This is a genomic window from Hydrotalea sp. AMD, from assembly GCF_004100315.1.
In the GTDB taxonomy this organism is placed as follows: domain Bacteria; phylum Bacteroidota; class Bacteroidia; order Chitinophagales; family Chitinophagaceae; genus Hydrotalea; species Hydrotalea flava.
Genome location: NZ_SCKY01000006.1, coordinates 161,345 through 187,852 on the forward strand (window position 1 = coordinate 161,345; position 26,508 = coordinate 187,852).

General features: G+C 36.4%; 28 protein-coding genes. 11 read left to right on the forward strand and 17 right to left on the reverse strand.

What is annotated here, in order from left to right:
- Nucleotides 1-15: 15 nt before the first annotated feature.
- Both EO766_RS06015 and greA read right to left on the reverse strand, forming a co-directional pair.
- Nucleotides 16-405 (reverse strand): HIT family protein, encoded by a 390-nt coding sequence (locus EO766_RS06015; protein ID WP_074421010.1) that lies wholly within the window; start codon nt 403-405, stop codon nt 16-18.
- Between the two features lie 97 nt (nt 406-502).
- Entirely contained in the window at nt 503-970 is a 468-nt protein-coding gene (gene greA / locus EO766_RS06020) for a transcription elongation factor GreA (protein WP_074421011.1), read from the reverse strand.
- Between the two features lie 235 nt (nt 971-1,205).
- Between greA and EO766_RS06025 the strand changes: the two genes are divergently transcribed.
- Genes EO766_RS06025 through EO766_RS06035 form a run of 3 tightly spaced genes read left to right on the forward strand, consistent with a single transcriptional unit; the run spans nt 1,206 to nt 3,779 of the window.
- Nucleotides 1,206-2,144, forward strand: coding sequence for an ABC transporter ATP-binding protein (locus tag EO766_RS06025; RefSeq protein WP_074421012.1), 939 nt, complete (start codon nt 1,206-1,208; stop codon nt 2,142-2,144).
- Between the two features lie 11 nt (nt 2,145-2,155).
- Entirely contained in the window at nt 2,156-3,031 is an 876-nt protein-coding gene (locus tag EO766_RS06030; RefSeq protein WP_074421013.1) for an ABC transporter permease, read from the forward strand.
- A 46-nt stretch (nt 3,032-3,077) separates the two neighbouring features.
- Nucleotides 3,078-3,779 (forward strand): LolA family protein, encoded by a 702-nt coding sequence (locus EO766_RS06035; protein WP_074421014.1) that lies wholly within the window; start codon nt 3,078-3,080, stop codon nt 3,777-3,779.
- Here EO766_RS06035 and EO766_RS06040 read toward each other — a convergent pair.
- Nucleotides 3,776-4,651: an aldose 1-epimerase family protein gene (locus tag EO766_RS06040; RefSeq protein WP_074421015.1), complete on the reverse strand. Its 876-nt coding sequence runs from the start codon at nt 4,649-4,651 to the stop codon at nt 3,776-3,778. The genes EO766_RS06035 and EO766_RS06040 overlap by 4 nt on opposite strands.
- 15 nt (nt 4,652-4,666) lie before the next feature.
- Complete coding sequence (pdxA, locus tag EO766_RS06045) at nt 4,667-5,752, reverse strand: 4-hydroxythreonine-4-phosphate dehydrogenase PdxA (RefSeq protein WP_074420366.1); 1,086 nt, start codon at nt 5,750-5,752, stop codon at nt 4,667-4,669.
- Between the two features lie 38 nt (nt 5,753-5,790).
- On the opposite strand from pdxA, the gene rsmA reads away from it, so the two are divergent.
- Together rsmA and EO766_RS06055 are read left to right on the forward strand one after the other, a co-directional pair.
- Nucleotides 5,791-6,624 (forward strand): 16S rRNA (adenine(1518)-N(6)/adenine(1519)-N(6))-dimethyltransferase RsmA, encoded by an 834-nt coding sequence (gene rsmA, locus EO766_RS06050; protein WP_287100800.1) that lies wholly within the window; start codon nt 5,791-5,793, stop codon nt 6,622-6,624.
- 27 nt (nt 6,625-6,651) lie between these two features.
- A complete protein-coding gene (locus tag EO766_RS06055; RefSeq protein WP_074420364.1) occupies nt 6,652-7,590 on the forward strand; it encodes an NAD(P)-dependent oxidoreductase in 939 nt (312 codons plus the stop codon).
- A 4-nt stretch (nt 7,591-7,594) separates the two neighbouring features.
- On the opposite strand, the gene EO766_RS18395 is transcribed toward EO766_RS06055, so the two are convergent.
- From EO766_RS18395 to EO766_RS06060, 3 genes are all read right to left on the reverse strand, one after another.
- Nucleotides 7,595-7,753, reverse strand: a complete 159-nt coding sequence (locus tag EO766_RS18395) for a transcriptional regulator (RefSeq protein WP_353744827.1) — start codon at nt 7,751-7,753, stop codon at nt 7,595-7,597.
- Nucleotides 7,750-7,887 carry a transcriptional regulator gene (locus EO766_RS18400; RefSeq protein ID WP_353744826.1) on the reverse strand — a complete coding sequence of 46 codons (138 nt, stop codon included), beginning with the start codon at nt 7,885-7,887 and terminating at the stop codon, nt 7,750-7,752. The genes EO766_RS18395 and EO766_RS18400 overlap by 4 nt, the downstream gene beginning before the upstream one ends.
- A 359-nt stretch (nt 7,888-8,246) precedes the next feature.
- The gene (locus EO766_RS06060) at nt 8,247-8,708 is read right to left on the reverse strand and encodes an RrF2 family transcriptional regulator (RefSeq protein ID WP_074420369.1); all 462 of its coding nucleotides are present in this window, start codon (nt 8,706-8,708) and stop codon (nt 8,247-8,249) included.
- Nucleotides 8,709-9,345: 637 nt separating this feature from the next.
- On the opposite strand from EO766_RS06060, the gene EO766_RS06065 reads away from it, so the two are divergent.
- On the forward strand, nt 9,346-11,688 hold the full coding sequence (locus EO766_RS06065) for a nitric-oxide reductase large subunit (protein WP_074420363.1): 2,343 nt from the start codon (nt 9,346-9,348) through the stop codon (nt 11,686-11,688).
- Between the two features lie 82 nt (nt 11,689-11,770).
- Nucleotides 11,771-12,142 (forward strand): putative zinc-binding protein, encoded by a 372-nt coding sequence (locus EO766_RS06070; protein WP_074420362.1) that lies wholly within the window; start codon nt 11,771-11,773, stop codon nt 12,140-12,142.
- 102 nt (nt 12,143-12,244) lie between these two features.
- On the opposite strand, the gene EO766_RS06075 is transcribed toward EO766_RS06070, so the two are convergent.
- The 9 genes from EO766_RS06075 to EO766_RS06115 all read right to left on the reverse strand — a co-directional run bounded on the left by EO766_RS06075 (nt 12,245) and on the right by EO766_RS06115 (nt 19,345).
- Complete coding sequence (locus tag EO766_RS06075; RefSeq protein WP_179853771.1) at nt 12,245-12,400, reverse strand: hypothetical protein; 156 nt, start codon at nt 12,398-12,400, stop codon at nt 12,245-12,247.
- 8 nt (nt 12,401-12,408) lie between these two features.
- A complete protein-coding gene (locus EO766_RS06080) occupies nt 12,409-12,711 on the reverse strand; it encodes a hypothetical protein (RefSeq protein ID WP_074420361.1) in 303 nt (100 codons plus the stop codon).
- 19 nt (nt 12,712-12,730) lie between these two features.
- The gene (locus EO766_RS06085; protein ID WP_179852371.1) at nt 12,731-12,895 is read right to left on the reverse strand and encodes a hypothetical protein; all 165 of its coding nucleotides are present in this window, start codon (nt 12,893-12,895) and stop codon (nt 12,731-12,733) included.
- 272 nt (nt 12,896-13,167) lie between these two features.
- The gene (atpA, locus tag EO766_RS06090) at nt 13,168-14,745 is read right to left on the reverse strand and encodes a F0F1 ATP synthase subunit alpha (protein ID WP_074420360.1); all 1,578 of its coding nucleotides are present in this window, start codon (nt 14,743-14,745) and stop codon (nt 13,168-13,170) included.
- Nucleotides 14,746-14,792: 47 nt separating this feature from the next.
- The gene (gene atpH, locus EO766_RS06095) at nt 14,793-15,356 is read right to left on the reverse strand and encodes an ATP synthase F1 subunit delta (RefSeq protein ID WP_074420359.1); all 564 of its coding nucleotides are present in this window, start codon (nt 15,354-15,356) and stop codon (nt 14,793-14,795) included.
- Nucleotides 15,357-15,387: 31 nt separating this feature from the next.
- A complete protein-coding gene (atpF, locus tag EO766_RS06100; RefSeq protein ID WP_074420368.1) occupies nt 15,388-15,882 on the reverse strand; it encodes a F0F1 ATP synthase subunit B in 495 nt (164 codons plus the stop codon).
- A gap of 138 nt (nt 15,883-16,020) precedes the next feature.
- Complete coding sequence (gene atpE / locus EO766_RS06105) at nt 16,021-16,269, reverse strand: ATP synthase F0 subunit C (RefSeq protein WP_068247515.1); 249 nt, start codon at nt 16,267-16,269, stop codon at nt 16,021-16,023.
- Nucleotides 16,270-16,299: 30 nt separating this feature from the next.
- A complete protein-coding gene (gene atpB / locus EO766_RS06110) occupies nt 16,300-17,322 on the reverse strand; it encodes a F0F1 ATP synthase subunit A (protein ID WP_287100801.1) in 1,023 nt (340 codons plus the stop codon).
- Nucleotides 17,323-17,485: 163 nt separating this feature from the next.
- The gene (locus EO766_RS06115) at nt 17,486-19,345 is read right to left on the reverse strand and encodes an ABC transporter ATP-binding protein (RefSeq protein ID WP_074420561.1); all 1,860 of its coding nucleotides are present in this window, start codon (nt 19,343-19,345) and stop codon (nt 17,486-17,488) included.
- Nucleotides 19,346-19,472: 127 nt separating this feature from the next.
- On the opposite strand from EO766_RS06115, the gene EO766_RS06120 reads away from it, so the two are divergent.
- The 4 genes from EO766_RS06120 to EO766_RS06135 all read left to right on the forward strand — a co-directional run bounded on the left by EO766_RS06120 (nt 19,473) and on the right by EO766_RS06135 (nt 25,518).
- Complete coding sequence (locus EO766_RS06120; RefSeq protein ID WP_218330548.1) at nt 19,473-21,746, forward strand: RelA/SpoT family protein; 2,274 nt, start codon at nt 19,473-19,475, stop codon at nt 21,744-21,746.
- Nucleotides 21,747-22,432: 686 nt separating this feature from the next.
- On the forward strand, nt 22,433-23,695 hold the full coding sequence (locus EO766_RS06125; protein WP_074420393.1) for an adenylosuccinate synthase: 1,263 nt from the start codon (nt 22,433-22,435) through the stop codon (nt 23,693-23,695).
- Nucleotides 23,696-23,757: 62 nt separating this feature from the next.
- Nucleotides 23,758-24,177 (forward strand): hypothetical protein, encoded by a 420-nt coding sequence (locus tag EO766_RS06130; RefSeq protein ID WP_074419575.1) that lies wholly within the window; start codon nt 23,758-23,760, stop codon nt 24,175-24,177.
- Nucleotides 24,178-24,201: 24 nt separating this feature from the next.
- On the forward strand, nt 24,202-25,518 hold the full coding sequence (locus EO766_RS06135; protein WP_074419574.1) for an anthranilate synthase component I family protein: 1,317 nt from the start codon (nt 24,202-24,204) through the stop codon (nt 25,516-25,518).
- Here EO766_RS06135 and EO766_RS06140 read toward each other — a convergent pair.
- Nucleotides 25,478-26,506: a lytic transglycosylase domain-containing protein gene (locus tag EO766_RS06140; protein ID WP_081298692.1), complete on the reverse strand. Its 1,029-nt coding sequence runs from the start codon at nt 26,504-26,506 to the stop codon at nt 25,478-25,480. The two genes, EO766_RS06135 and EO766_RS06140, sit on opposite strands and share 41 nt — an antisense overlap.
- Between the last annotated feature and the right edge of the window lie 2 nt (nt 26,507-26,508).

The following is a 26,508-nucleotide window of genomic DNA, read 5'->3' on the forward strand; positions in this document are numbered from 1 at the left end:
TCATTCAGCCCGTTCCTATAAATATTGTAATATATTTTGTTGCACTTCTGCCAATTCCTCTTGTGTTAATCGCAATTTTTTGTTGAGCAAATGTACATCCTGCATGCCATCCATCGGTATTAAATGAAGATGTGCATGGGGTACTTCAAAACCCAATGTAAGTATGTTTACACGGTTACATGGATAGGCTTTTTGAATGGCCTGTGCAATAGGCTGTGCAAAAGGTAAAATGCCCGCTAAATACTGAGATGGCAATTCAAAAAGCTTATCAGTTTCTATTTTTGGAATTACCAGCGTATGGCCTTTTGTGAAAGGGAAAATATCTAAAAAGGCATAGAATTGATCGTTCTCTGCAATGCGGTAGGAAGGAATATCGCCACGGATAATTTTTGAAAATATCGTCATAAAATTAAATTAAGGGTTGAATAAAAACACACGTTACAAAGCTAAAAAGCCTCATTCACAAAAAATGCAAATGAGGCTTTTATTTGAATCGGAAAAATTAAATCGTAATATTTTCAACTTTAAATTTAATCATACCGGCAGGCGCCTGTATTTCAGCAACTTCACCAACTGCTTTGCCCAATAAGCCCTTCCCAATTGGGGAACTGGCCGAAATTTTACCCTCTTTTAAATTAGCTTCCTTTTCACCCACAATTTGGTAAGTAAATGTTTTTTTAGTGGCCATATTTACAACGGTAACTTTGGTTAAAACGGCTACCCTGCTGGTATCAATGGTTTCGGGATCTACTATTTTTGAGTTCGCAATAATCCCCTCTAATTGTTTAATTCTGGCTTCCAGCATTCCTTGCGCTTCTTTTGCAGAATCATATTCTGCGTTTTCTTTTAAATCACCCTTTTCACGAGCTTCAGCAATTGCCCTGGCTGCAGCCGGACGATCAACGGTTTTCATGCGTTGCAATTCTTCCCGCATTTTTTCAAAAGTCTCTTTAGTTACATATTCACTCATAGCCAACGTTTTTAGCAGACATAAAAAAATACAACGCCACATATTCCTGTAGCGTTGCAGTAATCACAAAATTAAGCATTCTAATTTAAAAAAGTAAGCTAATTATAAAATTTACAGCTTTATACCCTATTGCATATTTTACTGAAGGGGCCTTTATTATTTAGCTCTGTTAAAAAATCAGCAAGTTATCTTACGTATTAACAACCATCTGCTACATTTGTTGTTATTGAACCACATGGAACCCATTATTCAGGTACAAAACCTATCCAAACAATTTGGAGATATTGTAGCAGTCAATGACCTTTCTTTTACCGTACCCGCCGGTTCGGTTTACGGATTTTTAGGCCAAAATGGAGCCGGGAAAAGCACTACTATCCGCATGCTGCTATCGCTCATTACACCTACCGAAGGTAATATCCGTTTTTTTGGTCTTCCATTGCAACAACACCGCAAGAAAATTTTCAAAAATATTGGCGCCATTATTGAAAGACCCGATTTATATGGTTATTTATCGGCCTATGATAACTTAAAAATGTTTGCCTGTTTAAATGGCATGCATCCTACCCATTTGCAGTTAATGAACCAATTGGAACAGGTTGGTTTGGCAGACAGAGCAAAAAATAAAGTAAAGACTTTTTCGCAGGGAATGAAACAAAGGCTGGGAATTGGCATTGCTTTAATTCACAATCCTTCACTCATTATTCTGGATGAACCTACCAACGGATTAGACCCACAGGGTATTGCAGACATCAGGCGCTTAATTGTGCAACTCAGCAAAGAACAACAAAAAACCATATTGCTTTCATCACATTTATTGAGCGAGATTGAGCAGATGGCCACACATATTCTGATTATTGATAAAGGCAAAAAAATTATTGCCGACAGTGCCGCAGCTTTATTTAATCCTGCTGAAACCATTGTAGAAATAGAAACCACCAACAATATTGCTTCTTTAGCAATTTTAAAAGCTTCAAAATGGCAACCCCATCTTCAATTGAACAGAGGGCCCAATATATTTTTAAAAATGCATCATGACCAAATTCCCGATTTTAACAGAGCATTATTCAATCTGAATATTCAACTTTTAATGTTACAACCCAGACATAGTTTAGAAGATTATTTTTTACAGGTTACCGCCAATAGCAATACAGATACACTTATTTTAAACCATTAATATTTTGTTGAATGTTTACACTACTACAGGTAGAACTTTATAAAATTTTTAAACGCCCCAGAACCTATATTGCTTTTATAGCCATTGCAGGATTAATTGGCATTATACAACTGGGTTTAAAATTAGATGGCGATGCTTATGTTAATTTTGTAATGAGCAATGTAGAACAGTCATTTACTTTTGATGGTAAACTACTCAATGGTTATTTGGTATGTTATATTATTCTGCAATTGTTATTGGTACACGTGCCCCTTTTAATTGCCTTGGTTGCTGCAGATATGGTTAGTGGCGAAGCCAATATTGGTACTTTACGGCTCATGCTTACCCAACCTGTAAGCAGATACGAAATAATGATGGCAAAATTTATTGCAGCAGCTATTTACACATTTTTATTATTGGTTTGGATGGCTGTTTTAGCACTTTTTGTTAGTATATGGCTGTTTGGCACCGATGATTTAATTATACAAAAAACCCGTTACTTAGTGCAAATGAGTAAAGATGATGTTTTTTGGCGCTATGTTGGTGCATTTGGATTTGCTTTATTGGCTATGCTAACGGTGGCGGCTTTAAGTTTTTTATTATCGGTATTTGCAGAAAACTCAATTGGGCCTATTGTAGCTACCATCAGCATTATTATATTCTTTACTATTTTAAGCACCATGAGTATTCCTATTTTTCAAAAAATTCAACCTTATTTATTTACAACCCACATGGTTGCCTGGAAGGAGTATTTTGATTTAAAAGTAAATACCGATAATACCGCATTAAAAGGTACGCTGCAAAACAAAAAGCAAATTATTCAATCGGCATGGATATTGGCAGCGCATATTGTGCTGTTTGTAGGTGTGGCTATATTTGTTTTTAAAAGGAAGGATATATTAACCTAACCAAACAGTACAAATCGTTTTTTTTGAACATCGAAAATAAATTGGAATGAAGGGAATAAAAATTCTATGTGCATTGTTACTTGCATTGATGCATGTACAGTATAGTGCCGCACAAGATGAAACAGCATTAATTGAAAAAGTAAAACAAAAGTTAGACCAGGTGCATGATTATGTTGCTACCGGCCGAATGAAGACAGATGTAGCTTTTATTAAAGCACCGGTGGGCACCGTAAAAATTTATTACAAACAGCCCGATTATTTTCGATTGATTCGTGAAGGCGGTATTTCAATTTTACCCAAGGGTGGCGTTACTGTAAACATGAATGCAATTATGGCTACTAAAAGTTATGTGGCACTATTTGCCGGTAATACCGTAACAGATGGCTTTCCAACGAGAATAGTAAAGCTGTTACCTATGAATGAAAATAATGATATTGTTTTAACCACTTTATACATAGATGAAAAAAACCTGCTGATTAGAAAAGCTATTACCACAACTAAAGAAAATGGTACTTACCAAATTAATATGCAATATGGCCGATACAGTAATTTGGGCTTACCGGATAAAGTGATTTTTACTTTCAACACTCAAAATTATAAAATACCCAAGGGTGTTACTTTAGAAATGGATGAACCACTTACTGATACAGACAGGAAAAAAATGCAACAAAAAAATGGAAAGGTTGAAATTGATTATGCTTCATACACCATTAATAAAGGCTTACCGCAAGGTATATTCAATAATTAATATATTTTTAACGACCAGGTACGATTAAATTTTGAATGTGGCGCTAATACATATATCCCTTCTTTTTGAATCAGTTGCTGATGGGTATTTTCACTGTCGGCAACCCCGCACCATGGTTCTATACAAACAAAATCAGCATCTTTGGCAGCCCAAATTCCTAAGTATGGAAAATCAGGAAATTGTAAGGTAATACCATGTTTGTTTTTTGTGTTGCATAATTGAACGCTGTTAGAAACCAGGTGTTTAAATACCAATGCATCTTTATAGAACAACGATTTGTGTAATGCAATAGTATTACTATTCTTTAAAAAAGGCACCGGATCTTCGTGCAACAAGCCATCATCCGTTAACGGCCAAATACCCATATTTTCAACTTGATTAAATTGTAAAAAATAATCTTCATAAACTGTATCGGTAGTAAGGGGTACTGCAAATGCCGGATGTGCACCTAAAGAGAAATACATATCATATGAATCTGTATTCTCAACGATATACTCAACGGTAAGTATATTGTTACTGATGGTATAAGTAATGGAGAAATGAAACCGAAATGGATAAACCTGTAAAGTTTCAATAGAATTGGTTAATATGAACTGAATCGAATTGTCAGTATGTTTTTGCACCGTAAAAACCATATCTCTTGCAAAACCATGCCTGCTTAAATGATAGGCTTTGTTATTAAAATAATAATTATTTTGTTTTAAACCGCCTACAATGGGAAATAATACGGGACTTTTTTTAGCCCAGTATGTTGGATTGCCATTCCATAAATATTCTAATCCTGTTGTTGTATGGAAGATGCGCTGTAACTCAGCACCTTTATCGGCAATTTGCACCAGCATGGTTGAACTGGCAATGGTATAAACAGCCATATCAGTTGGTTAAAATTATTCTTCTACTTTTTCATCTACCGCATTGGCTAAAATTCGTGCGCTCATTTTTTTCATAGGATTAGCACGAGCATCTTTATAACCCTGTCTGGTTCTAATAATATCTATGGCTTCAAAAATGGCAGCAATAAATGAAGTATGGTCTGCTTTTCCTTTTCCTGCAATGTCAAATGCCGTACCGTGGTCAGGGCTTGTTCTTACAGCAGGCAATCCTGCTGTATAATTGATGCCTTCACCTAAGGCCAATGATTTAAAAGGGATCAGACCCTGATCGTGATACATGGCCAATACAGCATCAAACTGATTGTATTGCGCTCTTGCAAAAAATGCATCAGCACTATAAGGCCCAAAAACCAACATATTGTGTTTGGCATCTTTAATGGCAGGTTTTATAATGGTTTCCTCTTCTGTTCCTATTAAGCCTTCATCGCCTGCATGTGGATTTAAACCTAAAACAGCAATACGTGGCTTTTCTATTCCAAAATCAGTTTGCAGGCTTTGGTGCATAATTTTTATTTTTCTTAAAATATTTTCCCTGGTAATCAGTCCTGCAATTTCTTTTACGGGAATATGTTCTGTAACAACTGCCACACGCATATTTTCGGCAACCATCATCATTACTACATCATCTGCCTGAAACTGAGCTTTCAAATAAGGTGTATGCCCGGTATACTGAAAAGTTTCAGATTGTATATTTTGTTTATGAATGGGTGCAGTAACCAAGCCATGAATATTCCCCTCCTTCAATGCTTTAACCGCCACTTCAAGCGAACGTAAAGCATACTCGCCACCTGTGGCATTTAACACACCGGGCTGAATTGCTACTTCTTCTTCCCAACAACTGAATAAATTAACCTGCTTATGGCTTAATTTAGAAAAATCTTTGGTGCTATTGTAAGTAAAATTATAGTCTGGTAAACTTTTTCTGTAAAAATTAATACTCTTGTTGCCCGAAAAAACCACCGGAATACAGATATCAAGTATACGATGGTCAGATAGCGATTTAATAATTAATTCAATACCAATACCATTTAAATCGCCGGAAGTAATGCCTATAACAGGTTTTAGCAGTTCATTGCTCATAATAAAACATTAAAAGGTAAAGTTAAGGAGAATAGTGTGTGAAAGTACCATACAAATACTTAACTGAAACAGAATATCAGCCTCTACAAATGGTTATTTTTGCAGCAATGGAATACCAATTAAAAAAATCGTTGGGGCAACATTTTTTGGTAAATGAAGCCATTTGTAAAAAAATAGTTGCAGCATTACAAAAAAACAATTTTAGTCAATTGCTGGAAGTGGGGTCCGGTGGCGGCGCATTAACCAAATATTTATTACAAATTCCCAATATTGATTTGAAGGCCGTTGAAATAGATACGGAAAAAGTTACCTATCTGAAAAAAACATATCCAAATTTAAAAAATAATATTATCCATACCGATATGCTGGAAATGGATGCCCCTTTTACCACCCATTTTACCGTAATTGGCAATTTTCCTTACAACATTTCTTCGCAAATTCTATTTAAAATTTTGGAATGGAAACAGCAAGTACCGGTTGTTATTGGCATGTTTCAAAAAGAAGTAGCACAAAGGGTTGCTGCAAAACCCAACAGTAAAACGTATGGAATTTTAAGTGTGCTAATACAAGCATTTTACCAGGTTGAATATTTATTTAGCATTGAACCCACCGCTTTTAAGCCTCCCCCTAAAGTAATGAGCGGAGTAATTGAACTACAAAGAAAAACAGTTGTAGAAAACATGTTAAGCGAAAAACATTTTTTTCTGTTAGTAAAAACAGCTTTTAACCAACGAAGAAAAATGTTACGCAATGCCGTAAAAAATTTATTTGATGCCGATACTTTACAGGCTGAAATTTTTAATAAACGTGCCGAACAATTATCGGTAGCCGATTTTGCACAACTTACTTTTAAAATGAAGTCTGCATTATAAGTATTTACAGATAGCAAAGATTAAACCATGAAGCCACAAGTAATTATTACCGCTAAATGCCATCCTATTTTAAATGAAACATTTGAAAAAAATGGATGGGAAGTAATTTATAAACCCGGCATTCAATATAATGAGCTATTAGGAATAATTGGAAAAGCCAGTGGATTAATTGTTACTACCAAATTAGCTATAGATAAACCTATGCTAGATGCTGCACATGAACTTAAATGGATTGGCCGCTTAGGCAGTGGTATGGAAATGATAGATGTGGCTTATGCAGAAAGCAAAAACATTGCATGTGTAAGCAGTCCCGAAGGCAACAGAAATGCTGTGGCAGAACATGGTCTGGGTATGTTGCTGAACTTAATGAACCACATTACCAAAAGCTATTTGGAAGTAAAGGAAGGCAAATGGCTAAGAGATGCGAACCGTGGTGAAGAACTTTTTGGCAAAACAATCGGTATTATCGGGTTTGGAAATAACGGTAGTGCCTTTGCGAAAATTTTAGCATCATTTAATGTTACCGTTTTGGCTTATGACAAATACAAATCTGATTTTGCAAAAGGATACATACATGAAGCAAACATTGAACAAATTCAACGCTATGCCGATGTAATCAGCCTGCATGTGCCACTTACATCAGAAACACGTCATTTGGCCAATACATCATTTTTCAATGCCTTGGAAAGAACACCTTATTTTCTGAACCTTTGCAGAGGAAAAGTAACTGATACCAATGCTTTAATCCATGCATTGAGCAATAAAAGAATTAAAGCTGCCGGTTTAGATGTATTAGAGAATGAACAGTTAGACCAATACACAACTACTGAAAAAGAACAGTTAAACTGGTTAATGCAGCAACCGAATGTACTCATTACGCCGCATATTGCGGGCTACAGCCATGAAGCATTGTACAAAATGGCAAAAGTAGTATTAGAAAAATTAGGCTTTGCCTCGCAAAAATGATGGATTACTTTTTTCCGGCATTTAAATATTCCTGCAACACTTTTACATAGGCTTCAAAGGCTTCAATACCTTTGGGAGTTATTTTACAAATGGTTAAAGGATAATTATTACTGAATTTTTTTCTACTTCTACATAGCCGGCTTCTTTTAATTTTTAAATTTATACCGACAAGTTATCCGCAGTTGCATTTGTTTTTTCTTTAATAAAATAAAAATCAGCTTCCTGCACAGTAATTAACAAACTCATCACCGCAAGTCTTAATTGAGAATACAATATTGGATCCAACTCTTTAAACATGAATGGCCGGCTGCTTTAAATATCATTACGCAATAATATTACAGGAATTAACCAACTAAAAACAACTGCAATGGTTTGTAATAAAAAATCGAAAGTAGTATTAAAAAAACAGGAGGCGACAAAACAAATTATACAAAGCAAACCACCCAAGAACATGGGCTTAAATTTTCTGATAAATCTTTCTTGGATTGGCTGCAAATGATTGCCATATTAATTACGCACAAATGCACCTCATTAAAAAACAGATGCTTCAAAAACAATACTATTAAACACAACAATTGGCGCAAAAGCCTCATTATGGAAAAAATTAGAATGGGTTTTGATTACTTTATTAGTCAGTTCTGCTACAGAAATAACAGTTATTTTAACTTCAATTTCTGTTTATCCTTATTATTGATAAACACATCACCATTCTTTATATCATCTGCCAGTTGCTGAATAGTTTTAGTTTCAAATAATGCTATCAACTGTTCTTTTATTATTTTATATTTCGAATGCATAGGGCAAGGTTGTGTCTCAGAACATTTATCCAAACCTAACACACATTTATCCAGCACTTCATCTTCTCCCATTGCCTTAAGGATGGTGCGAACCGGCAGTTTTTTCGCTTTTTCAGTCATAAAAAATCCGCCGTTAGGTCCACTGACAGATCGGATGATTTTATTGTCCTTTCTAAGTGCCTGTAATATTTTAGCGGTAAATGATTGAGGCGCATCAATGGCCTTAGAAATTTCTCCAATTACGATTTTGTTTTCCACTGTGCCTTTTTGTGCAATGTATATCGTTGCTCTTAATGCATATTCTGTTGCTTTTGAAAACATGAAATTGATTTTAAAAAGAAAATTACATTTTATTTTAGTAACTGCGTAAAGTTGTGGTATCAATCCATCTTATCTTGCAACTTGCAAATGAATCTTTTGTTTCTACTAATTTTAGTTCAATCACTATAGTAATAGATGGAAATATTTAAAATAAAATTTTTTTGTAAATACATGTATTTTTTACAATGTATTAAATTTTCGGTATAATCAAATTTTTCTGAGAATGAATAGGAAGGTGCCTTGCTATGTAATTTTTTAGATAACCCAAGTTATGGTCAATCATCCTGAGAATGGATTCAGTTATCAATTGTTTTAGTTCCTTAAAATCAAAAACAAAGCCCGGTATCGGAATATACTCATCTTTGGGTGAATTCCCTGAAACAGTAACCTATAATTTGTAAGAAAGGCAGTGCATATTTTTACAGACACCTGTATAACCCATCAATATCAATGGCATGTGCCAGTTCGAAATAAAATATTAATAATTTTTATTATTTGTAACATAATATATACCTGCCTGAGATACCAGTCCTCAAACACCGGATAGTTTTTAGTCGGCACTTTTGAAAATAATAAATTCAAATAATTAAGGACAAATTAATCCTTAATTACTATATTTGTCGATAAATATTTATTTATGGCAAAAAATAATTTCATCAGATACCTGCTTAATCCCAAAAACTGGTGGCTGCCATTACTAGTAATTTTTGTAATTAGTATAGCAGGCGTAACCATGATTGGGCTACATACTTACACAGAAGCACCCCCTATTCCAAACTATGTTTCAGCCAAGAATGAAACTGTTTTTTCAAAGGAGGATGTGTTAAAAGGTCAGGCATTATTTCAAAAATATGCACTGATGGAATATGGCAGTATGTTTGGTGATGGTGCCAACCGTGGCCCAGACTATACAGCAGAAGCCTTACATTATGTTTCTCAATACATGAATGACTATTATCTATCCCGGTTGAAAGCCGGAGCAAATAGCAATTTGCTTAAAAAGGGGGTGGCAGAACAGGTAAAAGCAGAAATTAAAAGCAATCATTATAGTAAAGACAACAACAGTGTAACACTTTCCGATGCACAAGTTTTTGCAATCAGAGAATTAATAAAATATTATCACCAAAAATTCACAAATCCCTCTTCCTCCGGAGCATTTAAACCAGATGGTTACATTTCGGATGAAAATGAAATAAGGTCGTTAACAGCCTTTTTCTTTTGGGGTTCATGGGTTTGTGGCGTAGAAAGGCCGGGAGAACATTACAGCTATACACATAACTGGCCTTACGATCCTACAGCAGGAAATACACCGAGTGCTACGATTATTTTATGGAGTATTATCGGTTCATTGGGGTTGATATTTGGGTTGGGTATCGTATTGTTTTATCATGGCAAGCTGGATAAGCTGGGTGATGATGTTTATACAAAAAAGGCAGAGCCTTTTATGACAAAAGGTGATATACAAAAGTTTCAACCGGATGCCATTCAAAAAAATACCTACAAATTTTTTTATGTTGCCATAATACTTTTTGCTGTGCAGGTTTTGGCAGGTATTTTAACCGTACATTATTTTTTAGGTTTTATAAATTTTTTCGGATTCAATATTTCCGAAGCATTGCCAATTACTGTAACAAGAAGTTGGCATGTACAATTATCCATTCTATGGATATCAATCTGCTGGATTGGCGCGTCATTTTTTATGATGTCATTTGTATCACCCAATCAATCAAAAAAACAGGTTACACTTATTAATACTATTTTCTGGCTTACGGTATTGCTGGTGGGAGGTTCCTTTGTCGGTATGTTGCTTGGGCCGAAAGGTCTTGCCGGGAAAAACTGGTATTTGCTGGGAAACCAGGGATGGGAGTATGTTGAACTTGGAAAATTATGGCAGATTATACTGGGTGTAGTATTCATTATCTGGGCAGTAACCATTTACAGAGGAATTAAACCCACTATGAAATTAAAGCAGCCATGGGCTTTACCTAACTGGTTAGTATATGCCACATTCAGTATAATTTTATTATTGATCTCCGGCTTTATTGCAACACCCAAAACCAATTTTGTGATTGCTGATTTCTGGAGATGGATGGTAGTGCACATGTGGGCCGAAGCTTTTTTTGAAGTGTTCACCACAGTGCTGATTGGGTACTTTATGGTATTGATGGGATTGGTAAGCAGGCAGGCTGTGATTCGTGTTATCTATTTAGCAACCTTATTATTTCTTGGTTCTGGTTTGCTGGGTATTTCACATAATTTTTACTGGAATGCTAAGCCGGTTTTCACAATGGCTCTTGGCTCAGTGTTTTCAACATTGCAAGTAATACCTTTAGTGCTGCTCACATTAGAAGCATGGCGTTTCAGCAAACTCCCAAAACTGCTGGAAACGAATAATCGGATAAATGGAGATTTGAATAAATGTTTTGGATTTTCTGAAGTGTTCCTGTTTTTGGTAGCTGTTAATTTCTGGAATTTTTTTGGAGCAGGTGTTCTGGGATTTATTATCAATCTTCCTATTGCCAATTATTATGAGCATGGAACTTATTTAACCGTTAATCATGGCCATGCTGCATTAATGGGTGTTTATGGCAATCTTGCAGTAGCTGCTGTTTTATTTTGTTGCCAGTTATTATTTAAGGCCGATTGGTGGAAACCAAAACTCATTAAAACAGTATTCTGGTCCATTAATATCGGTTTGTTACTAATGGTATTACTTGATTTATTTCCTGCAGGTATTTACCAGTTTAAAACAGCAACAGAACAAGGACTATGGTATGCCCGTAGCAGTGCATTTATAGAAAGCAGCGGTTTTCAAACGCTCACTTGGCTGCGTATTGTTGGTGGTTCCATTTTTACTGTAGGTGGCGTGATACCACTTGTTTGGTTTATAACCAGTAGAAGAAAAGGGTTAAAAAAAGATGAGAATAATGATACAATACAATCAAAAACTGATGAAAATATTGCAACGATATTGGCTTAATATTAAAATAATTAGTATCCGGTAATTGCATTTTTAATCGGACTTATGAAAAATTATCGCTTTAAAAAATATTTTTCGCACTATGAAAACAAGAACTGGTTATAAACCACTGTTGTATTCCTGCTCTGGCTGTTCCAGTGCTGCGCAAATGGCAAATTATATTGCTGTTCAGCTTGACAGGATGAATATTGCAGAAATGTCATGCATTGCCGGAGTTGGAGGTAACGTAAAGAATCTTGTACGTACAGCTACTTCCGGAAGAAAAATTATTGTAATAGATGGTTGCCCACTGGCATGCTCAAAAGCATGTTTGGGTAATCATTCAGTAACGCCTGATGTCCACATCGATTTGTCCTGCATGGGCGTTCCCAAAAAATTGCATGAAGATTTTGATATGAAAGATGCTAACAAAATTTTAAAACAAATTGAAGTTCTCATCCATAAACAACAGTAAATTATTCTTGTGAAAAATAAATAAACAGTATCTGTTTTTTGAAATTCACTTAAAAATCAACTGCTTGTGAAAGCTGGAGTAAAATTATGAAAGAAGTAACGCTTAAAAAGTAATTAGAGGAAATACTGATGATAATACCTGCCCGTAAATAGCCGAATAACCGCCGGTGCTGAATATATTACCTTGAAATAAAGAAGGTGCAAAACGCCCTCTGCCGGCAATACCCGGTGAGCTGGCATAATAGGGGTTGTTCACCACAAAACCATCTATTTTATTTGCTTGGTTTCATAGCCTTCGCCACCCCGTACAAAAAGGCCTTCCTGTTCGTCTACCTGTTGGGCAACCGGCAATATTTTAATGGCTGCCGTAACATCGGCAGTGACACCGCCCGTAGTGTACATATCCAACGCACTTAATACAGTTGCCACCCGCTTTTTATCGCCGGCAGCAAAACTACCTGCTGTAACAGAAACTGCTTTTAATTCAGAAACTTCTTCTTTCAAAACAAAAACCACAACAAGAGCATTTTTGGCAATAACAATTTTTTCTTCTTTCAATCCATAACCCATTATTTTGGCTTGAAAAATTTTATCTTCTTTTTTGAAAGTTTGGAACGAAAATTGTTCCAGACTGTCTGTCTGTTACAACACCATCGTAGGTTTGCAATAAAGTAATGCCTACGCCATGAATGGGTTTACCTTTCACATCTTTCACCAAACCCGAAGTTTTTGTTGGGCTGTTGGTTCCTGCCATAGCCAAAAATGCTATGAAAAATGCATAATTTGTTTCATATACTCAATTTAAAAACACAAGCATAAAGTAGTTTATTTTATACACTAAACTATTTTATAAAAAGTTGATTCTATGGTTTAAAATACTCCTTTTGTATGATGGAATGAACAGGGAAGGAAGCAGATGAAATGATATAACTTATTGTGATAGAGCCGGTTGCTTGCTATTGTTTGTAGTAAAAACAAAAACCCCGGTAATAAATCCGGAGTTTTCAAAGTACTAAATATGATTGATTATTTATACTGTGGATACAAACCTGCAGCTAAATCGGTCATTTTCTTTAAACTTTCATCATTTAACTGGCCTTTTTTAAATTCTGCCAGTACATCGGGTAATTTAGTCTCCATTTCAAGCAGAAAATGCGCTTCAAATGCCTTTACTTTACTTACAGCCACATCGCGCAATAAGCCTTGTGTACCCAAATAAATAATAGCTACCTGTTTTTCAACGCTCATGGGGCTATACTGGGGTTGTTTCAATATTTCAACGTTACGGGCACCTTTATCGATTACCGATTTGGTCGCTGCATCTAAATCGCCACCAAATTTAGAGAAGGCCTCTAATTCGCGGTACAATGCCTGGTCTAACTTTAAGGTACCGGCTACTTTTTTCATCGATTTAATTTGGGCATTACCACCTACCCTACTCACTGAAATACCTACGTTAATAGCTGGACGAATACCGGCATTAAACAAGTTACCTTCCAGAAATATTTGGCCATCGGTAATTGAAATAACGTTAGTAGGAATGTAAGCAGATACATCGCCTGCTTGTGTTTCAATAATTGGTAAAGCTGTTAAACTACCCCCACCTTTTACCAAATGTTTGATAGAATCGGGAAGGTCGTTCATGTTTTTTGCCACATCATCGTTGGAAATTACTTTGGCAGCCCTTTCCAATAAACGGCTATGTAAATAGAATACATCACCGGGATATGCTTCACGGCCTGGGGGTCTGCGCAACAATAGCGATACTTCGCGGTAAGCCACTGCCTGTTTTGATAAATCATCATAAATAATTAGAGCTGGTCTTCCGGTATCGCGGAAAAATTCACCAATTGCAGCACCGGCAAATGGTGCATAGAACTGTAATGGAGCCGGATCTGAAGCAGATGCAGCCACAATAGTTGTATAAGCCATGGCGCCATTGTCTTCCAGTGTTTTCATTACACCGGCAACAGTAGAGGCTTTTTGACCAACGGCTACATAAATACAATACACCGGATTGCCGGCTTCATAAAATTCTTTTTGATTGATAATGGTATCAACAGCAATGGCGGTTTTACCGGTTTGGCGGTCACCAATAATCAATTCACGCTGGCCACGACCAATTGGAATCATGGCATCTATGGCTTTAATACCGGTTTGCAAAGGTTCTTTCACAGGTTCACGGAAAATAACGCCTGGGGCTTTACGTTCCAGTGGCATTTCATACAATTCACCTTTAATAGGGCCTTTGCCATCAATAGGTTCTCCAAGTGTATTTAATACACGGCCCACCATTCCATCGCCCACTTTAATAGAGGCAATTTGTCCGGTTCTTTTTACTTTGGCACCTTCTTTAATACCTTCGCTTTCACCCATTAATACCACCCCTACATTATCTTCTTCCAGGTTAAGTGCAATGGCTTTTACGCCATTATCAAACTCTACCAGTTCACCTGAACGCACATTGTTAAGGCCATAAACACGGGCAATACCATCACCCACTTGTAAAACAGTACCCACTTCTTCCAATTCAGCCGATACATTGAAATTACTCAACTGTTGCCTGAGTATGGCTGAAATTTCATCTGGTTTAATGTCTACCATATTGTTGATTTTATGCTATGATTATAATTGTAAAAAATTAATGCAGTTTATCGTATTTGCTGCACATATAAATTTTGCTGAAACTGTTTTTTGATATCTTTCAAATCGCGTAATACACTGGCATCTACCAAATTGTTTTGAAAACTCAATACAAAGCCGCCAATTAAACTTTCATCTACTTTCGTTTCCAACTGTACTTTATCAAATCCACGTGCTGTTTTTACTTTGGTTTCAATGGCATTTTTTAAACTGTCTGAAACGGAAACTGCTGTGGTAAGGGTTACAATATGAATGCCTTTTAATGCATTGTAATGCTCAATAAATGCATTGGCTATTTCGGGTAACACATTTTCTCTGCCTTTTTTCACTAACAGTTCAAGATACAATGCTGTTAATGCACTTACTGATTTTCCGGTAACTGCTTTAATAATGGCATTCTTTTTATCGGAAGTAACAACTGGGCTCTCCAATAGATTTACAAACTCCCTGCTGGCCTTACAAACAGCTTGAAGGTATTGCATATCAGCCATGATTTTTTCAAGCTCATTTCTTTCAATGCTAATATCAATCAGGCTTTTGGCATACCGGTTTGCTAAACGGGGATTATTCATTATCGATAATTATAATTACGTTGAAATAGAATTAATTTAATGGAACAGCATTCACCAATGTTTGAATATATTTTTCCTGTTCTGCTTTACTACTGAGTTCTCTGTGTAATATTTTTTCACTTACTTCAATTACCAAAGCGCCCACCTGATTTTTTACATCAGTTAAAGCAGCATTCTTTTGTTGCAAAATAGCCGTTTGTGCATCGGCAACAATGCGTTCATATTCCTGTTTGGCTTTCTCTTTGGCTTCGGCAATCATTTTATCTGATTGTTCTTTGGCTTCTTTTAAAATCACTGCACGCTCTTCTCTTGCTTTTGCCATTAATGCTTCATTCTCATTTTTTAACGCAGTCATTTCCGCTTTTATTTTTTCTGCAGAAGCAATAGCATCGGCAATACCGGTTTCTCTTTCTTTCAATGTAGAAAGAATGGGCTTCCAGGCATATTTACGCAGCACAATTAAAACAACAATAAAGGCAATAAATGTCCAGAATATTAAACCTAAAGCGGGTGTTAACAATTGCATATATTCAATTTTTATTTTATAACAAAAATTTTTATTTTTCAGAAAGCAATAACCATCTGTATACTGTTTTAAAATCAACTGCATTCGCAGCCCTTTGCTTTGAATGCAGTTGAGATAATGTTTCTTTTACAAGAACAATTACTTGATGAAGATGGCCAATACGGCTGCAATTACGGCAAACAGAGCCACGCCCTCTACAAAGGCAGCGGTTAAAATCATGTTTGCACGAATTTCATTTGCTGCTTCAGGCTGGCGGGCAATACTTTCTACTGCGCCTTTACCAATCTGGCCAATACCAATACCTGCACCAATTGCAGCTAAACCTGCACCAATTGCAGCACCCATGTTGGAAATGCTACCATCTAACAAAACACTCATTAAAGACATATTGTGTTGGTTTTTGTGATTAAAAAAAATTTATATCATTACTGCATCATCATGATGGCTGTGTGTATCTTCAATAGCCTGACCAATAAATACTGCGGTAAGGTTGGTAAAGATAAATGCCTGAATGAATGCAACTAATATTTCAATAAAATAAATGAAAATGGTAAATGCCAGTGAAACAGGTGCAAATCCTAAACCGGCACCAATACTTAGTTTCGAGAAAATAAAAATCATTAAAATTAAGCAGGTAATAATCATGTGCCCGGCTACCATATTGGCAAATAAACGCACAATTAATGCAAACGGCTTGGTAAATACACTTAAAATTTCAACCGGAATTAAAATAAATTTTACAAAAACAGGCACTCCCGGCGGATTAAAGATATGTGCCCAGTAGTGTTTATTAGCACTAAATAATATTACTACAAAACTGATAATGCCCAACGTAAATGTAAATGCAATATTTCCTGTTACGTTAGCCGAACCTGGTATTAACCCAAATAAAGTAGATATTAAAATGAAGAAGAAAATGGTTAACAGCAATGGCATGTATTTTTCGTACTTACTGCCCAAATAGCTTTTACCCACTTCATCTCGAATAAAAGTAATGACCGGCTCTATGGCATTTTGGAAACCTGATGGTGCTTTGGAAGCACCTTCTTTGGTATATTTTTTGGCAACATTAATCAGCACAATCACCAATACCAGCAAGCCCAACAACATTTGCACTACATTTCTGGTAAGAGATAAATCATACACTTTTACAGAAGCATCGGGTTCCCCGGATTCATTTACTGCAACAATGTTTCCTTCTTCTAATTTGTAACCTTTATAAATGGCATGCCCATGTTCAAATTTAGATGACATGAAAACAGACAATCCTCTTTGTGGAGAATACACAATAACTGGTAATGGTAAAGCGATGGGATGCCCATTCCATTCAGCAAAATGGAAATCATGATTGTCCATAATATGCTCCATAATTATCTCACCCGGATTAAAGCCTTCGCCACTTTTTTCATGCACAGTATCTGCTACAATATTTTCAGTCACCTGTGCCTTGCTTATGATGGAGATTGCACAAAAAAACAGGCTAAAAGCCGCAACCAGCAAAGATTTCAGGTATTTCAGGGCCATAAATTTGTTCAAATTTGCGGCAAAGATAGGGGGATGACTCTAAAAAAAGATTGAACCTGAATTTTTGATTAAAAAAAAGTTACAAAGAACCGGCTGAAATGGAATGATGGGCATGGGCATGTTTTTCAAATTGCATTTCATATAAACGTGCATAAAAACCTCCGTTGGCCAATAATTCCTGATGGGTGCCCATTTCTTTAATCACCCCTTTGTCTAATACAATAATTTTATGTGCCTTACGGATGGTAGACAGGCGGTGGGCTATTATAATGGAAGTTCTGCCTGAAATTAAGGTGTCAATGGCTTTTTGAATGAGTTGCTCACTCTCACTGTCTATAGAAGAAGTGGCTTCATCTAAAATTAAAATAGCCGGATTGTACAATAATGCCCGGATAAAGGAGAAAATTTGCCGTTGACCCAGGCTAAGGGTATTGCCCCTTTCCCGGACATCAAAATCATAACCACCGGGTAACCGCAAAATAAAGTCGTGCACATCCATCATTTTTGCTGCAGCAATGACCTGTTCTTTTGTTATTTCCGGATTTCGAAGGGTAATATTATCAATAATGGACCCGGAAAACAAAAACACATCCTGCAATACCACTCCAATATGTTTGCGTAAAGCATCGGTGGTATAGTCTTCAATTTTTACATCATCAATTAAAATAGTTCCTTTTTGAATATGGTACAGCCGGTTCATGAGGCTGGCAATAGAAGTTTTACCACTACCTGTATGGCCAACAATAGCCACAGTTTCGCCTGCATTAATTGAAAAATTGATATCTTTTAAAACATATTGGTCTTCCACATAAGCGAACCAAACATGGTTAAATGCAATTTTACCTTTAATGGCATCAGGTGCAAACTGACCGGCATTATTGGTAACATCGGGATTATCCAGTACTTTAAACACCCGTTCGGCAGCCACCATGCCCATTTGCAATACATTAAATTTATCTGCAATTACACGGAGTGGTCTGAAAATCTGGTTCATAAACAGAATAAAGGCCACAATTTTTCCTGAAAAATTAATGGGAGCACCACCGCCCAGTAAAATAGCCTGATTGGCAACCCACCAAATAATCAGTGCTGTACTTAATGCCAGTACAATTTCTACAATTGGGAAAAATACACTATAAGCAAAAATGGCTTTAATATTGGCATTTCGGTGTTCTCGATTGATATTCTGAAATTTTTCAAACTCTTTATCTTCCACTGCAAAAGCCTGCACCACCTGCATACCCGTAATATGCTCCTGTACAAATGCATTTAGTGCTGCCACCGCATTTCTGACCCTGATAAAACTTTTGTTAACTGCCTCTTTAAAATAATAAGTGGCAATAATTAACACCGGAAATGGAATTAAGGCAATCAGGGTAAGGCGCCAGTCAATCCAAAACATAGTGGCCAGGGTAATAATAATGGTCAACAAATCGGCTACAATTGGAATTAAGCCATCGCTAAAAATATCATTAATACTTTCAATATCGTTAATAGTGCGGGTAGTTAAGGTACCAATGGGTGTTTTATCGAACTGTGAAAGATTGAGGTGCAATATTTTATTGTATACCGTTACTCTTAAATCTTTTACCACGTGCTGGCCTAACCAGGCTGTTAAAAAAGTAAACGTAAACCGAACCAGGGTTTCAATCATTAAAAAAACAAGTTGAAAAATAGTAATGGCAATAATAAACGCTGTAACGGTTTGCAAGGCCGTATTTTCAGTAAACAGATGCACCCATTTCGGAATCGGGGGATGTTTCCCGGTTACTTCATCCACCGTTAACTGAATTAAATAGGGCCTTACCGGCGCAAAAAATGCCATTACAATGGCTAAAACAATACTGCCATAAAACACAGAACGGTAAGGCTTTACAAAATGCAAAACCCTTTGAAGCAGCGAAAAATTAATAAAACTTTTTTTAGAATCAGATGCCATGTTGCGGGCAAAAATAACAATATTCGCTCTGGTAAGCCGAATTATGGCAAAAATTAACGCTGCCGGTTGCTAAAACTGCCACACAAGCAACCCATCAGCAGTAGAATATCTTTAATTTTGTATGGTTATGGAGAATGAGCAAGTTATAGAAACATCAATAACAGAAAATCAATTGCCGGCCTACACTTTAACCGAAGAGCAGGAAAAGAAAGAAATTTTGCACCGTTACAGGGCATTGCTCAAAAGCCTACGCCCAAAATTAAAAAGAGGCGATAAAGAATTAGTAAGGCATGCTTTTGAGATGGCAGCCGAAGCACATAAAACTATGCGCCGCAAAAGCGGAGAACCTTATATTTTACACCCCATTGCTGTAGCAATGATTTGTGTGGAAGAAATTGGCCTGGGGGTAAGAAGTACCATTTGCTCATTGTTACACGATACGGTGGAAGATACCGACATTACCTTAGATGATATTGAAAGGGAATTTGGAAGTGAAATTGCCAGAATAGTAGACGGGCTTACCAAAATAGCCACGGTAATGGATGCCAACACATCGCAACAAGCCGAAAATTTTAAAAAGATTTTATTAACCCTTACCGATGACCCGAGGGTTATTTTAATTAAACTGGCCGATCGCCTGCACAACATGCGCACATTAGATAGCATGAAGCGGGATAAGCAGTTAAAAATCTCATCTGAAACCATTTGGGTTTATGCCCCATTAGCCCACAGAATGGGCCTTTACAATATTAAAACAGAAATGGAAGATCTGGCCATGAAATACATGGAACCGGAAGCCTATAAAGAAATTGCCAGAAAATTATCTGAAACCAAACGCGAACGCACCCGGTACATCAATGAATTTATTAAACCTATTAAAGAAAAACTGCAAAAATTAGGTTTCGATTTTGAAATACAGGGTCGCCCAAAAAGCATTCATTCTATCTGGAATAAAATAAAGAAAAAAGGCGTAAACTTTGAAGAGGTGTATGATTTATTCGCCATTCGTGTAATTTTAAATTCGCCCGCCGATAGAGAAAAAGAAGATTGCTGGAAAGTATATTCCATTATTACCGATGCATATACCCCATCGCCCGAACGATTAAGAGACTGGCTTAGTAACCCAAAAAGCAATGGATATGAGGCACTGCATACTACCGTAATGGGACCGCATGGCAAATGGGTAGAAGTGCAAATACGCACCAAACGTATGAACGAAATTGCCGAGAAAGGATTGGCGGCACACTACAAATACAAAGAAGAAAAAACCGACGAAGACCGTTTTGATAAATGGTTCGGACAAATCAGAGAAGTGCTGTCGCAGGAAGATACCGATGGTGTTGATTTTTTACAGGATTTCAAAACATCTTTCTTAGCTGAAGAAATTTATGTATACACACCTAAAGGCGATGTAAAAATGATGCCCACCGACAGCACGGCGCTCGATTTTGCATTTGCCATACACTCTGCAGTTGGCTCAAAATGTATTGGTGCCAAAGTGAACCACAAATTGGTACCGATTAGCCATAAACTGCACAGCGGCGATCAGGTAGAAATAATTACCAGCAATAAACAAAAACCTTCTGAAGACTGGCTGAACATGGTGGTAACTGCTAAGGCAAAAGCAAAAATTAAAGATGCCCTGAGGGAAGAAAAAAGAAAAATTGCAGATGAAGGAAAATATACCCTGCAACGCAAATTAGAAAATCTGGGTGCAGCCTATAATAGTGTCAATATTGATGAGTTGGTTCATTTTTATAAACTACCCTCATCATTAGATCTTTTATATAAAATTGCCGTAAAACAAATTGATTTAAGAGAGTTAAAAGAATTTCATGTACTGGGAGATAAATTAGAAGCTCCCAAGCCCAAAATTATTTTACCTGCCGAAACACCACATGAAATACCCCCTCAAAAAACCTATAGTAAAAAAGACAGTGAGCTGATTATTTTTGGCGAAAGCAGTGATAAAATTATGTACTCCTTAGCCAAATGCTGCAACCCCATTCCGGGCGATGATGTATTTGGATTTGTGAGCACCGGCAAAGGCTTAATTATACACCGCACCAATTGCCCCAATGCTGCGCAATTGTTGGCCAACTATGGGCACCGCGTAGTAAAAACCAAATGGGCAAAAAACAAAGAAATATCATTCCTTACCGGTTTAAAAATTGTGGGGTTAGACGATGTGGGTGTAATCAATAAAATAACCAATATTATTAGCGGCGATTTAAGGATTAATATTGCAGCACTCACCATTGAATCGGCCGAAGGTTTATTTCAGGGAACAGTAAAAGTGTTTGTGCACGATAAAGAAGAATTGGAAGAATTAGTGAAACGCTTAAAACAATTGCAGGGTATTCAAAGTATTGACCGGTTTGATACAGAAGATGCCAAATAGCTTAGCTACTCATGTTGTAAAAAATGGTTTCATTTCTTGCTGAATTATTCAGGATTAAATGTAATAATTTTCTTTACTGATATACAAATATATTTAAATAAAATACAATACAATAACATATACGGCAAGATGGCTGCTACCGTGCTCAATATTATTACTCAAATTAATTTCTCTTTTATTTAACTTCAGTACCACATATTTTTGAGGCAAGTCTTTTAAAATACAAATTGTTTGTATATTTTTTACAACTCAAATGCAATCTTATTTTCTGCATTATTTATCATAGCAATTTAGGAATTGTATGAATGAACATTGATTTAAATTTTATTGTTTTTACATATATAAATTAATTTATAATACAATATATAAAAACAATAGGAGATTTACATATAAAACCTTAAACAATAATAATCAGCTAAAAAAATTAAAAATTTGCAAATAGATAATACTTGAATTAATTGTATTTAAATGGATGCTATATGTTTTTAATATTTTTACAAAATGAAATCTGAAAACAAACTGATAGAGAAATTGCACGTAAAAAGCAGTAAGACTAATTAACCCTTTTAGGAAATTTGAAAGAAAGCCTTCCATCAGGAGTATTTCCCAAAAAATATTTAATCAACTTCTTTTTCCTATTCATAGCATCCATCACTTACATTTGCGGCATCATAAATCAGTAAAATATGGTTGACGTAATTTTAGGTTTACAATGGGGTGATGAAGGCAAAGGAAAAATTGTAGATTATTTTGCGCCACATTACGATGTGGTAGCCCGTTTTCAGGGCGGCCCAAATGCCGGCCACACTTTGTATGTAAATGGCAAAAAAGTAGTTCTACACCAAATTCCATCGGGTATTTTTCATCAAAATGCAGTGAACATCATTGGCAATGGTGTGGTTTTAGACCCCGTTATACTTAAAAAAGAATGTGATATAGTGGCCTCGTTTGGAATTGATTACAGAAAAAATTTATTTATATCGCAACGCACCAACTTAATCCTTCCTACACATCGTGCCTTAGACAAAGCCAGTGAAATGCAAAAAGGCGATAGCAAAATTGGTTCTACCTTAAAAGGCATTGGCCCTGCATATATGGATAAAACAGGAAGAAATGCCATAAGAGTGGGCGATTTATTTCACAAAAATTTTACCAGCCAATACATTAAACTGCGCCTGAAACATCAAAAACTTTTAGATAATTTTAATTTTAATGAAGACATCTCATCCTGGGAAGAAGAATTTTTTGAAGCCCTTGAATTTTTGAAAACCCTGAATATTGTAAATGGTGAATATTTTATTAATCATCAGATTGCACAAGGTAAAAAAGTACTGGCCGAAGGTGCCCAAGGCAGTATGCTGGATATTGATTTTGGCACTTTCCCATTTGTTACCTCTTCCAGCACCATTTCTGCCGGAGTTTGTACCGGATTGGGTGTAGCACCCCGCCAAATTAATGAAGTGTATGGCGTTACCAAAGCCTATTGCACAAGGGTGGGCAGTGGGCCTTTCCCCACTGAATTACAAGATGAAAATGGTGAACTGTTAAGAAAAATAGGCAACGAATTTGGCGCTACTACCGGCAGGCCACGCCGCTGCGGCTGGATTGATCTGGTTGCCCTGCGCTATGCATGCATGATTAATGGTGTTACAAAAGTGGTAATGACCAAATCAGATGTACTGGATAGTTTTACTGATTTACAAGCCTGTACTGCTTATGAAATAAATGGCAAACAAACAGATGAAGTACCTTTTCAAATGATGCAGGAACAAATTACCCCGCTGTATCGCCATTTTAAAGGTTGGAACACCGATATTACAAAAATGAAGGATGCAGCAGCTTTACCAGAAAATATGTCTACCTACATTGCGTTTATCAATCAGTATATTGGGGCACCGGTTAAATTTGTTTCAAATGGCCCTGAACGTGAACAAATTATAACTCTGTAAAAAAAAAATTTGGTTGGTATAAAATTGATTTGAAATTTTACAGCAATTAATCTTATTAGAATATGGCAGCAAGATCTGATAAGGATAAAAAATCCGAACCCAGTAAAAAATTACCAGATACAGGGAGCAAGAAAACTTCTTCTAAAAAGAAATTTGAAGAAGAGGATGATGATTTAGAAGATGATGAAGATATCATTAAACCTAAAAAATCAGCAGCCTCCACATCAAAGAAAAAAAACATTGATGAGGATGATGACGATTTAGAAGATGATGTAGAAGATGATTGGGATAAACCCGAAGAAGAAGATGATTGGGATCCCGACTTCGATGAATTTGACATTCCCAAATCTGCCGGCAAAAAAGTAGCAGGCGGCAAAAAAAAGGGTAATACAGATGAAGATGACTTTAAAATTGATGAAGATTTTAAAGAATTTGACTTATTTGATGATAAGGATGACTTTGAGGAAGATGACGATTTTTAAGGCGTCTATTCCTAAAAAGATGCTGTGAACAGAATTACAAAATACTATCGGATTAATGATCCGAAACTCATAAAACAACAAATAATACACTGGCTCAATCAGTATGCTGTTTGTTGTTTTTTTGATAATCACCAATACCAGCACGCCCAACATAATTTTGAAATGCTGGCTGCAGCCGGAATTGTTTCAGAAACCGGTAAAAATAGTGTCATTGCTGACATAGATTACTGGTTAGCAGAACGTAACGACTGGATATTTGGACATTTGAATTACAATTTAAAGAACCAACTTTTTAAAGGTTTTAATTCAGACCAAAAAGCCACTATACCTTTTCCTGAATTTTATTTTTTTCAACCTGAAGTGGTTTGTACCATACAGAATGCCACACTAAGTATCCATTCTGCCACCTCAAATCCGGATGATATTTTTAATCAGATACAATCCATGCCGGCATCTTACACAATACCGGTTCAACAAACTGCACACTTCATCCCGGGTATTTCAAAAGAAACCTATTGCAACATTATTGAACAGTTATTACAGCACATACACCGTGGCGATTGTTATGAAATTAATTATTGCCAGGAATGGATAGCTCCCAATGCACAAATAGACCCATTTGCAGCATATCGTGTATTAAGCAAGGTATCGCCTGCACCTTTTGGCGCATTTTATAAGCTACAACATTTATACCTGCTTTGCTCCAGCCCCGAACGATATTTGTTAAAAAAAGGAAACCGGTTATTTTCATCACCCATTAAAGGCACTATTGCCAGAAATACCAATATTCCTGCAATAGATGAGGCCTTAAAACAAAACCTGCTTCAATCAGCCAAAGAACGAAGCGAGAATGTGATGATTGTTGATTTGGTAAGAAACGATTTCAGCCGTATATGCAAAGCCGGTACAGTTAGTGTTACGGAATTATTTGGCATTTATACCTATCCCCAAGTACATCAAATGATTAGTACCATTACCGGACAATTAAAAAACAACCTTACATTCACCGAAATTTTAAAGGCTACTTTCCCAATGGGTTCCATGACAGGTGCACCTAAAGAAAGGGTGATGCAGTTAACTGAACAATATGAATGTTTTAATAGAGGTTTATATGCCGGCAGTGTGGGCTATTTTACTCCTGAAAAAGATTTTGATTTTAATGTGGTAATAAGAAGTTTGCAATACGATACACAACAGCAACTACTCAGTTATGCCGTAGGCAGTGGTATTACTGCGGGTAGTGTACCCGAACAGGAATATGAAGAATGTTTATTAAAAGCATCTGCTATGGCTGCGTTGTTTAATACGCGACCGGGCTACCCAGTAACAACTGCTGAATAGATTGTTCCAGAATTTGTTGTTTCGTTGCTTCAAACAAATTTTTTTTCTCTTTAGGCAAATACATAATATATTTTTTTCCGGATGCCAGTTGCGCTGCAAATCCCGGATTCAGCTGGTTAAAATAAGCAGGTAATATTTGAAGCTGTTTACAAATTAATGCAGCATTGTACCGCCCACTTATTTCTACAGAACAAAGGGTACTATCGGCACTGGTGATTGCAGTTCGCTGTTCAGCAGGTACATTAAAATATTGCTGCACCTCTTGGGCAGTTAAGGTAGTTACTCCTCCGTTATTTTCAAATATATAATGGGTAGCAATATATTTTTTTACGTGATTACGGGTTTCTTCAGGCAAAAAATATTGTATATCCCAAAAGCTTTTGCTTTTTGCTTTTTCAATAGCCTGCTTTACTCTTCCTACCCCACCATTATAGGCAGCAACTACCAGAAGCCAATCTCCAAATTCGGCATACAACTCTTTTAATAATTTGGCAGCAACTTCAGTACTTTTAATAAAATCAGTTCGTTCATCTACATATTTATTATTTTTCAAGCCAAACCGTTGTGCTTCATAGGGCATTAACTGCCAGGGTCCTACTGCTCCGGCCCATGATACAAGATTGGGTTGTAAATGACTCTCAATTACACTCAGGTATTTCAACGTAACTGGTACTCCGTTAGCACTCAAAATATGGTCATACAAATCAAAATAGGGCTTAGCCCAAAACTTCATCAGCAGTAGTTCTTTGCTTTGCTTTTCACAGTACTCACTGTAAAATGAAACCATTTGGTGAGGAAGTGGAATATTCACAAAAGCATGACCAGAAGGTATTTGCAACAGGGTTTGAAAAGTATCCACCGGTGTTACAACAGTATCGAACAAATGAGAAGGATTTGCTGCAAGTGTATTTACCGGATTACACAATATACAAAACAGTAGCAACGGGTAACAATAATGTTGCTTTATTTTCCGGATACACTGATTCATAT

Coding starts and splice junctions, on each gene's coding strand:
- EO766_RS06030 (WP_074421013.1), top strand. CDS start 2,156: ATGTTTACACTACTACAGGTAGAACTTTATAAAATTTTTAAACGCCCC.
- atpE (WP_068247515.1), bottom strand. CDS start 16,269: ATGTCTTTAATGAGTGTTTTGTTAGATGGTAGCATTTCCAACATGGGT.
- EO766_RS06055 (WP_074420364.1), top strand. CDS start 6,652: ATGAAGCCACAAGTAATTATTACCGCTAAATGCCATCCTATTTTAAAT.
- EO766_RS06080 (WP_074420361.1), bottom strand. CDS start 12,711: ATGGGTTATGGATTGAAAGAAGAAAAAATTGTTATTGCCAAAAATGCT.
- atpA (WP_074420360.1), bottom strand. CDS start 14,745: ATGGTAGACATTAAACCAGATGAAATTTCAGCCATACTCAGGCAACAG.
- EO766_RS06060 (WP_074420369.1), bottom strand. CDS start 8,708: ATGTTTTCAAAAGCAACAGAATATGCATTAAGAGCAACGATATACATT.
- EO766_RS06140 (WP_081298692.1), bottom strand. CDS start 26,506: ATGAATCAGTGTATCCGGAAAATAAAGCAACATTATTGTTACCCGTTG.
- EO766_RS06065 (WP_074420363.1), top strand. CDS start 9,346: ATGGCAAAAAATAATTTCATCAGATACCTGCTTAATCCCAAAAACTGG.
- EO766_RS06015 (WP_074421010.1), bottom strand. CDS start 405: ATGACGATATTTTCAAAAATTATCCGTGGCGATATTCCTTCCTACCGC.
- EO766_RS06025 (WP_074421012.1), top strand. CDS start 1,206: ATGGAACCCATTATTCAGGTACAAAACCTATCCAAACAATTTGGAGAT.
- EO766_RS06070 (WP_074420362.1), top strand. CDS start 11,771: ATGAAAACAAGAACTGGTTATAAACCACTGTTGTATTCCTGCTCTGGC.
- EO766_RS06130 (WP_074419575.1), top strand. CDS start 23,758: ATGGCAGCAAGATCTGATAAGGATAAAAAATCCGAACCCAGTAAAAAA.
- EO766_RS06035 (WP_074421014.1), top strand. CDS start 3,078: ATGAAGGGAATAAAAATTCTATGTGCATTGTTACTTGCATTGATGCAT.
- EO766_RS06125 (WP_074420393.1), top strand. CDS start 22,433: ATGGTTGACGTAATTTTAGGTTTACAATGGGGTGATGAAGGCAAAGGA.
- atpH (WP_074420359.1), bottom strand. CDS start 15,356: ATGAATAATCCCCGTTTAGCAAACCGGTATGCCAAAAGCCTGATTGAT.
- EO766_RS06040 (WP_074421015.1), bottom strand. CDS start 4,651: ATGGCTGTTTATACCATTGCCAGTTCAACCATGCTGGTGCAAATTGCC.
- EO766_RS06085 (WP_179852371.1), bottom strand. CDS start 12,895: ATGGCAGGAACCAACAGCCCAACAAAAACTTCGGGTTTGGTGAAAGAT.
- greA (WP_074421011.1), bottom strand. CDS start 970: ATGAGTGAATATGTAACTAAAGAGACTTTTGAAAAAATGCGGGAAGAA.
- atpF (WP_074420368.1), bottom strand. CDS start 15,882: ATGCAATTGTTAACACCCGCTTTAGGTTTAATATTCTGGACATTTATT.
- EO766_RS18400 (WP_353744826.1), bottom strand. CDS start 7,887: ATGTTTAAAGAGTTGGATCCAATATTGTATTCTCAATTAAGACTTGCG.
- EO766_RS06120 (WP_218330548.1), top strand. CDS start 19,473: ATGGAGAATGAGCAAGTTATAGAAACATCAATAACAGAAAATCAATTG.
- EO766_RS06115 (WP_074420561.1), bottom strand. CDS start 19,345: ATGGCATCTGATTCTAAAAAAAGTTTTATTAATTTTTCGCTGCTTCAA.
- pdxA (WP_074420366.1), bottom strand. CDS start 5,752: ATGAGCAATGAACTGCTAAAACCTGTTATAGGCATTACTTCCGGCGAT.